The organism is Ruthenibacterium sp. (genome assembly GCF_017421385.1).
GTDB classification, from domain to species: domain Bacteria; phylum Bacillota; class Clostridia; order Oscillospirales; family Ruminococcaceae; genus Ruthenibacterium; species Ruthenibacterium lactatiformans.
The window spans coordinates 1-10,656 of record NZ_JAFOIN010000119.1; the positions used below are offsets into that span (position 1 = coordinate 1).

Consider the following 10,656-nt stretch of genomic DNA (forward strand, 5'->3'; position numbering starts at 1 on the left):
GGAGACGGAACAGGCGCCCCGCGTCGCCGCAGTGCAGGACACAGCGGGCACGGCAAGCTCTGCGGCGGCAGCGCCGGAGACAACGGAGGACGCGCAGGCCGGCGCGCGCAAGGAGGGCAGGCTGCTGTTCGCCGCGGAAGGCAGCGGTATGGGCATGGGAGATATTACCGTCCGGACGGATGCGGACCTAGCGGGCGCGAACCCCACCTATGACCTGCCTGCCGGGGAACTGCCCACAGAGCTGCCTGTGTATGCGGTGCCGGACGGAGAAGCAGAGATGCGCGCGGCGCTGGAGGACACGGCGGCCAAACTGGGCGGCACGCTGGAGGCGTTTTCATACGATACCTCCGGCCCGCCGGACACGGCGTATTACAGCCCCTATGCCAGCGGCAAGGCGGACGGCGTAAGCTATTCCCTAAACGGGCAGGAAGTACATTTTTACCGGTATGAACAGGGGGATAACTTATTGGCTGCGCCGAAAGGGCTGTCTGGCGAAGCGCTGTACCGCTATTTCTACGATCATTTCGGCGCGAAGTTTGTGACGCTGGAAAATCCTGCGTTTGAATCCACGGGCGATTATAATATCTACAAAGAGTACAGTACGGCCATCAGTGCGTTTTATGAAGCGGGGAGCGTTTCGGACACGCTGGCGCAAAAGCTGTACAATTACAGCTTCCGGCGCATCCAGCTTTCCGCGCCGGAAGGGGACCTGACCGCTGTGACGTTCCCGCTGGAACCGCAGGTGCTGGGCACCTATGCCCTGCGCACGCTGGACGACGCAAAGGGCGCGCTGATGGCCGGTGAGGCCTGGATCGGCGGCACGCAGGGCGGTTACGACGGCGGTGCGGTGAATATCCTGCATTGGGAGATCACCTATTACCGGAGCCGCCTGATGGATACCATCCAGCCCGTTTACTGCTTTTTGATCGACAGCCCGGACGGCGAAGCGCCTTTTTTTGACGACGGAGACCCGGAAGGCTACAAGAGCGTGACCTACGCCTATGTGCCGGCCCTGCTGCCGGAGCAGCTGAGCGAAAATACGTTTGTCCAAGTTTTCAATTGACGATCGCTGTGAAAAAACGCAAAAACACGAAGGCGGCGCGCCCCGTGCACGGGGCGCGCCGCCTTTGCCCGCGGAAAGAAGCTTACAGGGGCTGCATAGGACGTCCGCTATTCTTCCATCTGCTTGCCCAGAAATGCGGCGGCTACCTTTACCAGCAGCACCATGGCTTCGTCGGGCATGGTGCCCGTCAGCGCCACGCTGCCGATGAGGTCTCCGTTGCACAAAATGGGCATCAGGGCTGTGGCGCTTGTGTCCACGCCCTCGCACAGGGGCAGGGCGCTGGCGGCGTCCGCCGCCGTGAACAGACGGCGCTGCTCTACCGCGCGGGTATAAACGGGAGCGAGAGATCTTTCAACGGCGTCCCGCGCTGCTCCGGCCGCAGCCACCACACGGTCCCGGTCCGCAATGGCGACGGACGCGCCCGCCGCTTTGTAGAGCACCTCCGCATAGCTTGCGGCAAAGACCGAAAGTTCCCCGATGGGGCTGTATTTCTTGAAGATCACCTCGCCCGCGCCGGAGACGAAGATCTCCAGCGGGTCGCCCACGCGGATGAGCTGGGTTCGGCGTATTTCCTTGGGGATGACCACACGCCCAAGGTCGTCGATACGGCGCACGATGCCGGTTGCTTTCATAATTGCTGCCTCCCAATTTCTGATGCATGATACTATTATCTGTTAATACAGGGAAAAGTATACAGGCATTCGGAAAAAGAAAAACACAAAGCGAAAGCGCGCCCAGCCGGCTGTTCAGCCGTGCGGGACGCGCTTTCGTTTTAAGAAAAAGGAAAAGGGGAAAGTGCGGATCAGCAGCGGCCGTACAGCTTCGTCAAAGCCAGAATATCGGCCGCCAGAGCGTCCGTCAGCGCGGCGGGGTCCATGCGCCACAGCCAGTTGCCGCCCAGCGTGGAGGGCGTGTTGATGCGCGCCTCGGCGCCAAGGCCCAGCCAGTCCGGCATGGGAATAACGGCGGTGTCCGAAACGCTTGCCAGCGCTGCGCGGATAAAACGCCGCGTGAAATCGGCGCCGCCCTCCACATCCAGATAACGCCTGGCGAACGCCACGTCCCCGGCCGGAGCCGAAAGCTCCCAGTCCGCCGTGGTGGTGTTGTCGTGGGTGCCTGTGTACACAACAGAATTCTGTGTGTAGTTGTGGGGCAGATAGTCGCTTTCCTCCCGGGAATCGAAGGCGAACTGCAGCACCTTCATACCGGGAAAGCCGCTGGCGCGCAGCAGTGCCTTTACATCGTCCGTCAGATAGCCCAGATCCTCGGCAATGATGCGCACGTCCGGCAGCTTTCGGCGTATGACGTCGATGAACGCCGTGCCGGGCCCCTTGCGCCACACGCCGTTCACTGCGGTTTTGTCCCGGGCGGGAATGGCGTAATAGCTTTCAAAGCCGCGAAAGTGGTCGATACGGACCACATCGTATACGGCGCTTGCATGGCGCAGCCGTCGTATCCACCAGGCGCACCCGGTCTTTAAGTGTACATCCCAGTTGTACAGCGGGTTGCCCCAAAGCTGCCCGTCCGCCGCGAAAGCGTCCGGCGGGCAGCCCGCCACCTCCGTCAGCGCGCCGTCCGCGTCTACCTGGAACAGCGAAGGGTCGGCCCAGAGGTCGGAGGAATCCGGCGAAACGTAGATAGGAATGTCACCGATGAACTCCACGCCCTTTGCGTTGGCGTAGGCCTTCAGAGCGGCCCACTGCTCGTAAAACAGGTATTGCACCACCTGCCAGAAGCGGACCTGCCCTGCCAGACGCGCCCGTGCTGCGGCCAGCGCCGCGGGCCTGCGTGCGCGTACGTCTTTGGGCCACAGCGAAAAGGCGCGCATGCCGTTTTCCGCCTTCAAAGCCATGAACAGCGCGTAATCGTCCAGCCAGAACGCGTTGGCGGCGCAGAAATCGCGGAATGCGTCCTCCCCGGCATCAAAGCGGCGCACGGCCAGCTCCAGCACGGCAAAGCGCGTGCGGAACAGGGCGCCGTAGTCGATGCCTTCGGGCGCGTCAGGGCCGAAATCAAAGCGTGCGATCTCGTCGTGCGTCAGCAGGCCGCGCTGCTCCAGCGCGTCGAGGTCGATGAAATAGGGGTTGGCCGCAAAGGCCGAAAAGCTCTGGTACGGGCTGTCGCCGTAGCCCGTGGGCCCGATGGGCAGGATCTGCCAGTACCGCTGCCCGGCCGCCGCCAGAAAATCCACAAAACGGTAGGCTTCCGCCCCCAGGCTGCCGATGCCGTAGGGCGAGGGCAGAGAGGAGACAGGCATCAGGATGCCGCTGGTGCGCATCAGCCTTTCACCGCCCCGGCCACGACGCCCTCAATGATATACTTCTGGCACGCCAGGTACAGAATGATGATGGGCAGCACCGTGAACATGATGCAGGCCATCATGGGGCCCATCTCCACGCGGCCGTAGCTGCCGCGGAAGTACTGGATGAGCATGGGGATGGTGCGGTATTTTTTGATGTCCAGCACCAGCGTGGGCAGCAGATAGTCGTTCCACACCCACATGGCCTCCAGAATGGCGACGGAGATCATGGTGGGCTTGAAAATGGGAAATACAATGCGGAAATACGTTTGGATGGGGTTGCAGCCGTCGATCATGGCAGCCTCTTCGATCTCCAGCGGGATGCTTTTGACAAAACCGCAGAACATGAACACCGCCAGCCCCGCGCCGAAGCCCAGGTAGATGATGGCAATGTTGGAGGGCTTGTTCAGGCCCAGACTGTCCGCCGTCTGGGAAAGTGTGAACATCACCATCTGGAACGGCACCACCATGCTGAACACACACAGGTAATACATGGCCTTGCTCATCAGAGAATTGACGCGGGTGATGTACCACGCGCACATGGAACAGCACAGCAGGATGAGCGCCACGCTGGTGACGGTGATGAGCGTGCTGTACCAGAAACTCTGTAAAAAGCCCTTGGAAGAAATGGCGTTGACGTAGTTTGCCGCGCCGGCAAAGGTATCTGCCGTGGGCGGCAGGAACGCCGTAGAAGTGCTGATGGAGGTCTCCTTTTTAAAGGAGTTCAGCAGTATCATGAGGATTGGGTACACATACAGGACGGACGCTACGGAGAGCAGCACCGTCCAGAACAGATTGAAGCCTTTTTTTGCCTTGACCATTACTGCTGCACCTCCCTGGAACGTGTTGCCCTGAGCTGAACAAGGGCTATGGCTACCACGAGCACGAAGAAAATGACGGCCTTTGCCTGGCCGATGCCCTTCCACTGCGGGCCGGAGCGGGTATAGAACGTGTTATAGATGTTCAGGGCCAGCATCTCGGAGGCGTGATTGGGCTCGCCGCCCGTCAGCGAAAGGTTCTGGTCGAACAGCTTGAACGAGTTCGTCAGCGACAGGAACAGGCAGATGGTGACGGAGGACATGACCATCGGCAGCTTGATGCGCACCAGCGCCTGCCAGGGGTTCGCGCCGTCGATCTGCGCAGCCTCGATAAGGTCCCCGGGCACGTTCTGAAGCCCGGCGATATAAATGATCATCATATAGCCCACCTGCTGCCAGCACATCAGGATGATGAGCCCCCAGTAGCCGGCCGCCGTGTTGAGCTGCAGCAGCGGCTGTTTGACCAGCGACAGCACGCAGTTGATGAGGATCTGCCAGATGTAGCCCAGCACGATGCCGCCGATGAGATTCGGCATAAAGAACACGGTGCGGAATACATTGGTGCCCTTGATGCCCCGCGTGAGCAGCAGCGCGATGGCAAAGGCCAGCACGTTGATGAGAATGGTGGACACGGCTGTGAAGCCCAGTGTGAACCAGAACGCGCTGCGGAACGTGGTGTCCGAAAACGCTTTGACATAATTGGAAACGCCCACCCAAGAGGCGTTGCCCACCGTGGTGAATTTGCAGAAGGAGAGATAGATGCCCTCTGCAAAGGGGACGATGAACCCGATGATGAACGCGGCCAGCGTCGGCAGCACAAACAGCGGGAAATATTTTTTGAGCGTCTTTTCCATGGCGGCTGCGGTCCCTTCCTTTCCTTTTTCTTTTGCTTACTTATAAAATGGGGGAGCCAAGCTCCCCCATTTTGCTGCGGTATTCGCTTACGCCGCGTTCAGCGCGGCCTCGCTGGCCCAGCCGTCCACGAAAGCGGAGACAACGCCGTTCCAGTCGCCCGTGCCGGCGGCATACGCTGTCAGCGCGGAACCAACGCCGTTTTTCCATTCCTCGGAAGGCATGGTGGTGAAGTTCCACGACACCGGCGTCTTGCCCGCGGCGGTCATCTCGGCGTCCTGCTTTACGAACAGGTTCGGGGACTCCTGCGCGGTTTTGAACGGGATGACAAAGCCCATGTCGTCGGCCATGGCCTTGGTGCCCTGCTCGGAGGTGACGCACCAGTTGATGAAGTCCAGCGTGGCCTGGATGTCGTCCTCGGAGGCTTCCTTGTTCACGCACCAGTAGTTCTCGGTGCCGGTGCACAGGCCCTGGTTGGCCTCGTCGCCCACGCCGATATAGATGGGGATCATGGCGAGGTCGTCATCCGTATATTTTCCCTCGCCCGTCAGGTTGCCGTACTCCCAGGAGCCGTTCTGGAAGAACACGGCCTCGCCGGCCAAAAACTCATTGCGGGAGTCGTCGCCGGTTTTGGCGGACAGCTCACTGGGCTCGCAGGTGCTGTTGTTGATATACAGGTCCCAGATGGCCTTGTAATTGTCCAGATATGTGCCCTTGATGGCGTCGGTGGTGCTGATGCCATCTTCCTGATATTCAAAGTAAACGGGCAGGTTGGCCAGATGGGTCTTGAAGCGCCAGTCGGAGCTGCCGTCCATGCCCGCGCTGGTAAACGCGGCAAAGCCCAGCTCGTCCTTGCGGGAGGTAATATCCTCGGCAACTTTCTTCAGGTCCTCAAAGCTCTGGATGTCCTCGATGGTATAGCCGGCTTTCTCCAACAGAGTCTTGTTGGTGATGATGCCGTAGCTCTCGATGACGTACGCGATGCCGTAGACGGTGTCGCCTTCTTTCAGCGCATAGTCGTCGCTGGTGAGCTGGGTGTAGATGTCGGAGCCGGAAAGATCATAGCAGTAATCCTTCCAGTTGGCGAGGCCGACGGGGCCGTTCACCTGGAACAGCGTCGGGGCTTCGCTTTTGCCCATCTCGGCCATAAGCGTCGTTTCGTATTCGCCGGAGGCGGCCGTCACGACGGTTACGGGAACGCCCGTTTCCGCGGTGTAAGCTTTGGCGAGCGTCTGCCAGGCCTCGTCCTGCTCAGGCTTGAAGTTCAGGTAATAAACAGAACCTGCGGCCGTGGGGGTGGTGCTGGCGGCGGGTTCGCTGCCGGAGCCCGAAGCCGCGGGCGTAGAGCTGCTCGAGCCGGAGCCGCCGCAGGCGGCAAGGGAAAGAGCCAGGCAAAGCGCAAGTACAAGTGCAAGTACCTTTTTCATATTGGTCCTCCTAAAAAAATTTATCATTCAACGGCAGAACTGATCGTCTCTAAACAATGCATTTGCGCTTACTTCGGCAGATGCGGCTTTAAAGACGGTATGAAGCTGCCGTCAAATATCAGATGTTACGGAGGCGACAGATTCGCCCTCCAGAAGCCCGGTGCTCACCACGCGCGTCTGCGGAGGAGCAGCCTTTTCGATCTGTCCCAGCAGAAGGGCCACGCTCTGGTCGGCAATCTCCTGCTGCGGCTGGGATACCGTGGCCAGCCGTGGTACCGCGTACTGCCCCAGCTCGATGCCGTCGAAGCCCAGTACGGAGATATCCTGCGGAACGCGGAGCCCCGCATCTGTGAGGGCGCGCATGGCGCCCACAGCCATGATATCCGACATGCAGAACACGGCGGTGAAGCCCGCTTCCCGGGCCAGCAGCTTGTTCATGGCACGATATCCGCTGCCGAGATTGTAATTCGCCTTTTGATACAGCGCCTCATCGTGGGAAAGCCCCTCGTCTGCAAAGCCCTGCAGGAACCCCTGGTAGCGTTGGTCGCTGATGGAGGAGACCGCCCGGTTGCCGCCGATAACGGCAATGCGCCGGTGCCCGCGGGAAAGCAGAAAACGGGCCGCGCGCCGTCCGGCGGCGGTATCGTCGATGCCCACGCTGGACAGGTTTCCAAAGTTCAGGTGATCTGCAAGTGTGGTGGCCAGCACGCTGGGCACGGCAATGGCGGAAAAGCGTGCCTCAAAGCTGCAGGTGTTGCCGCCCAGGAAAATGAACCCCAGAGGTTTGCGCTCGCGCTGAAGCTGCTCGCCCACCAGCACCTCATCGGCGTCCTCGTCCAGGTAATGGACCTCGGCGCTGTACCCGGAGCAGGAAATAAGGCTCTGCATCCGTTCCAGAATGGCGGCGAAAAACATGTTGAACGCGCCCTTCACCACAATGATGATGCTGCGATTCTGCTGTACCTTCAACTGGCGGGCATTGCTGTTGGGCACGAATTTATGCGCCGCGACGATGGCCTTGATCTTTTCCTTAGCCTCACGGGAAACGTCAGGATGGTCGTTCAGCGCGCGGGAAACGGTGGATACGGCGTACCCGGATTCCCTTGCGATGTCCTTGATCGTCAACAGCTGCATCCCCCTTTTTTGAAAGACTGCAACCGTTATCGGGAACGCTCCCGGAAACGTTTCCAGCTCCTTCTATTGCTTATCATACACCTACGCGTGAGGAATTTGCAAGAGGTTTTGGCAATTTCGGCAAATTGATTTAATTGAACTATTGTTTATTGTGCACCTTTACAGCATAAAACAATCGGCCTGTCATTTTGTTGTAATCATTTGCGGGCCGGCCGCTGTACAAACAAAAAATGAGAAAAGATTCACATTCTTGTAATCCTTGTGCGGGTTTGATATAGTATAATAGATATGCTGTGAAAGCGGCGCCTGGATAGTGTACCGGGAATCCGGTGCAAAAAAGCGCGTTTTCTGCGGTGAAAATTTACCCGTATGCGGGGAAAGAGCGGTTGATATGGGATTTTTTTCAAACATGTATACCAAAGAGGGGCCGGGCGTGCGCAAGGATCAGCCGCCCAAAAAGGGGATTCCGCGCTTTTTTGAAATACTGATGCGCGACTACGGCCATCTGCTGAAGGTGAATTTTCTGTTTCTTTTGTGCTGCCTGCCCATGGTGACGGTGGTGCTGTTCGGCCTGCTGTTCCACCAGTATCTGGGCATGCTGCTCATTGCGGCCGTGCTGTATCTGCTGTGTGCGGTGCTGGTGGGCCCGGCCATGACGTGCCTGCACGGCATCACCGTAAAAACAGTGCGGGATGAGCCCTGCTATATGTGGCATGAATTCAAAAAATGCTGGAAGGGCAACTGGAAGCAGAGCGTGCCCGCGGGTGTCCTGTTCTGCACGCTGCTGGCAATGGAGTGCATCGCGGCCTGGTATTATATGTTCATGCAGTCGGAGATGAACGTGCTGCTGGTGGCATTCGTGGCGTTCAGCCTGCTGCTGCTCACGATCTGCTGGCTGTTCACGACCCTGCAGATGCTGTATCTCGACATGCCCCTGGGCGGTATGCTCAAGAACAGCCTGCTCATTATGTTCGGCTACGCCAAACGCACGCTGCCCGCAGGGCTGATTACGCTGGTCATCGTCATCGGGGTGGTGCTGTTCGTGCCCGTTCCCATCATGCTTCTGCTGCTGTTCCTGGGAATGCCTGCACTGGTGGCCGTCATCGGGGATATGTGGGCTTGGCCCGTGATGGAGCAGGCGTTCCACATCTCTGAGCAGCAGGCGGCGCGCCGTGCCGAGCAGGAGGGCCGGGAGTGAACCTGAGCGTGCATCATGTGGCGGTCATCGTTTCGGATTACGCTGCGGCAAAGCATTTTTATGTGGATCTTCTGGGGCTGCCCGTCGTGCGTGAAAACTGCCGGGGCAACGGCCTGTGGAAGCTGGACCTGCGCCTGGGCGACGGCGAACTGGAGATATTCAACGCCCACGAGCCGCCCGCGCGGCTGTCGTACCCGGAGGCCGCGGGTCTGCGCCATCTGGCTTTCCGTGTGGACAGCGTGGCTGAGGCGGTTGCAGAGCTGGCTGCAAAGGGCATTGCGTGTGAGCCGGTTCGCATGGATGAATATTCCCGCAAGCCGTTTACCTTTTTTCGTGACCCGGACGGCCTGCCGCTGGAGCTGCACGAGTGACGCGCTGCGCTGGAAGTTTCTATTGATACTGTATGAAGCCGCACACGGCAGGACACCCTGTCTGTGTGCGGCCGTTTTTTGCTCCGCAAAACTTGAAAAATAATTTATATAAATCTGTTGACAAATTATTATATCTGATATACAATAAATTTACACTCAAAGCATGGAGGTGCAGGACCTTGAGCAAAAGCGTATACAGTGTTGTGCTGATGGACGATGTGGTGGACGCTGTGGACCGCCTGGCCTATGAAGCCGGCACGAACCGCTCGAATATGATTAACCGCATTTTGGCGGAATATGTGCAGCTGGCTACGCCGGAGCAGCGCATGCAGGACATTTTTTCTTCCATCATGGATGCTGTCAGCGGGCAGAATGCGCTTCAGCTTATGCTGAATGCGTCGGACGCGATGCTCTCGATGCGCAGCGCCATCCATTATAAATACAACCCCAGCATGCGCTACGTGGTGGAGCTGTACCCCCATTCCACCGAGGAGCTGGGCGAGGTGCGCGCGGGCCTGCGCACACAGAACCCTTCGCTGCTGCTGTACATCGGTCAGTTTTATAAGCTGTGGGCCGGGTTGGAGCGCGCGTATCTGGAAGGCCCGCCGCGCCGCAGCGAGGCGCAGGGAGGGCGGTATACCCGCCGCCTGCTTCTGCCCCGGAATGTCGCCGCCAGCGAGGAGGCTGGCCGCGCCATTGCGGGTTATGTGGCGCTGTTCGACTCCTGCCTGAAAACTTTTTTTGACCATTTGGAGGACCCCGCCGGCGCGCCCCGCGCCGTAGAGGGGTGTTACCGCTCCGGCCTGGACGCAGAGACTGCGGCCCTGTAGCCGCCTGCGGGCCGGAACGTTCATCGGGCAGTGCCGTGCGCCGCACGGCTCTGCCCCGTAGATTCATCCGACAAAATATGCGGATAAGGAGTGAAATGATATGAATGCACAGAAAATGACACAAAAATCCCTCGAGGCATTACAGGCTGCACAGTCGCTGGCCGTCGAGTATGAAAACCAGGCCCTGTGCCCGGAGCATCTGTTCTGCGCTTTGCTGAGCCAGCAGGACGGGCTCATCCCCCAGCTGTTTCAGAAGATGGGGGCCGAGCCGGGCAACCTTGCCGCCGCCTTTGCCAAAAAGGTGGGTGAGCTGCCCCATGTAACAGGCACCGGGCGGGACCCCGAAAAGGTGTATATCACGCCGGAGCTGGACCGTGCGCTGACGGCCGCCGAAAAATCCGCTGCCGCCATGAAGGACGAATACGTTTCCGTGGAGCATCTTGTGCTGGGCATGATGGATGCGCCCAACGCCGCCGTCAAGGAGGTGCTGCGCCAGTTCAGCCTTGATAAGACCCGCTTTCTGGAGGTGCTGGCGCAGGTGCGCGGCAACCAGCGCGTCACCAGCGACAACCCCGAAAGCACCTATGACGTGCTGGCCAAATACGGCCAGGACCTTGTGGAGCTGGCCCGTCAGCAGAAGCTGGACCCCGTCATCGGCCGCGAC

The 10,656-nt window shown here is 59.4% G+C and carries 11 protein-coding genes; 5 read left to right on the forward strand and 6 right to left on the reverse strand.

Going from position 1 to position 10,656, the window contains the following annotated elements; translation table 11 throughout:
• Window positions 1-1,063 (forward strand): hypothetical protein (locus IIY41_RS13970; RefSeq protein WP_287401250.1); only part of this gene is annotated, 1,063 nt, incomplete at its 5' end.
• 107 nt (window positions 1,064-1,170) lie between these two features.
• On the opposite strand, the gene IIY41_RS13975 is transcribed toward IIY41_RS13970, so the two are convergent.
• The 6 genes from IIY41_RS13975 to IIY41_RS14000 all read right to left on the reverse strand — a co-directional run bounded on the left by IIY41_RS13975 (window position 1,171) and on the right by IIY41_RS14000 (window position 7,593).
• Window positions 1,171-1,695, reverse strand: coding sequence for a stage V sporulation T C-terminal domain-containing protein (locus tag IIY41_RS13975; protein WP_287401251.1), 525 nt, complete (start codon window positions 1,693-1,695; stop codon window positions 1,171-1,173).
• Window positions 1,696-1,865: 170 nt separating this feature from the next.
• Entirely contained in the window at window positions 1,866-3,341 is a 1,476-nt protein-coding gene (gene malQ, locus IIY41_RS13980) for a 4-alpha-glucanotransferase (protein ID WP_009321855.1), read from the reverse strand.
• On the reverse strand, window positions 3,341-4,183 hold the full coding sequence (locus IIY41_RS13985) for a carbohydrate ABC transporter permease (protein WP_287401254.1): 843 nt from the start codon (window positions 4,181-4,183) through the stop codon (window positions 3,341-3,343). The genes malQ and IIY41_RS13985 overlap by 1 nt, the downstream gene beginning before the upstream one ends.
• Window positions 4,183-5,034: a carbohydrate ABC transporter permease gene (locus IIY41_RS13990; protein WP_117460774.1), complete on the reverse strand. Its 852-nt coding sequence runs from the start codon at window positions 5,032-5,034 to the stop codon at window positions 4,183-4,185. The genes IIY41_RS13985 and IIY41_RS13990 overlap by 1 nt, the downstream gene beginning before the upstream one ends.
• Window positions 5,035-5,121: 87 nt before the next feature.
• On the reverse strand, window positions 5,122-6,459 hold the full coding sequence (locus IIY41_RS13995) for an ABC transporter substrate-binding protein (protein WP_287401256.1): 1,338 nt from the start codon (window positions 6,457-6,459) through the stop codon (window positions 5,122-5,124).
• 111 nt (window positions 6,460-6,570) lie between these two features.
• A complete protein-coding gene (locus tag IIY41_RS14000; protein WP_242853448.1) occupies window positions 6,571-7,593 on the reverse strand; it encodes a LacI family DNA-binding transcriptional regulator in 1,023 nt (340 codons plus the stop codon).
• Between the two features lie 391 nt (window positions 7,594-7,984).
• Here IIY41_RS14000 and IIY41_RS14005 point away from each other — a divergent pair, with 391 nt between their 5' ends.
• The 4 genes from IIY41_RS14005 to IIY41_RS14020 form a co-directional block, all read left to right on the forward strand.
• Entirely contained in the window at window positions 7,985-8,791 is an 807-nt protein-coding gene (locus IIY41_RS14005) for a DUF624 domain-containing protein (protein WP_009321860.1), read from the forward strand.
• Window positions 8,788-9,162, forward strand: a complete 375-nt coding sequence (gene gloA2 / locus IIY41_RS14010) for an SMU1112c/YaeR family gloxylase I-like metalloprotein (RefSeq protein WP_009321861.1) — start codon at window positions 8,788-8,790, stop codon at window positions 9,160-9,162. Before IIY41_RS14005 ends, gloA2 begins: the two co-directional genes overlap by 4 nt.
• A 179-nt stretch (window positions 9,163-9,341) precedes the next feature.
• Window positions 9,342-9,992 carry a hypothetical protein gene (locus IIY41_RS14015; protein WP_123157518.1) on the forward strand — a complete coding sequence of 217 codons (651 nt, stop codon included), beginning with the start codon at window positions 9,342-9,344 and terminating at the stop codon, window positions 9,990-9,992.
• A 100-nt stretch (window positions 9,993-10,092) separates the two neighbouring features.
• Window positions 10,093-10,656: Clp protease N-terminal domain-containing protein (locus IIY41_RS14020; RefSeq protein WP_287401261.1), on the forward strand; the 564-nt coding region annotated here is incomplete at its 3' end.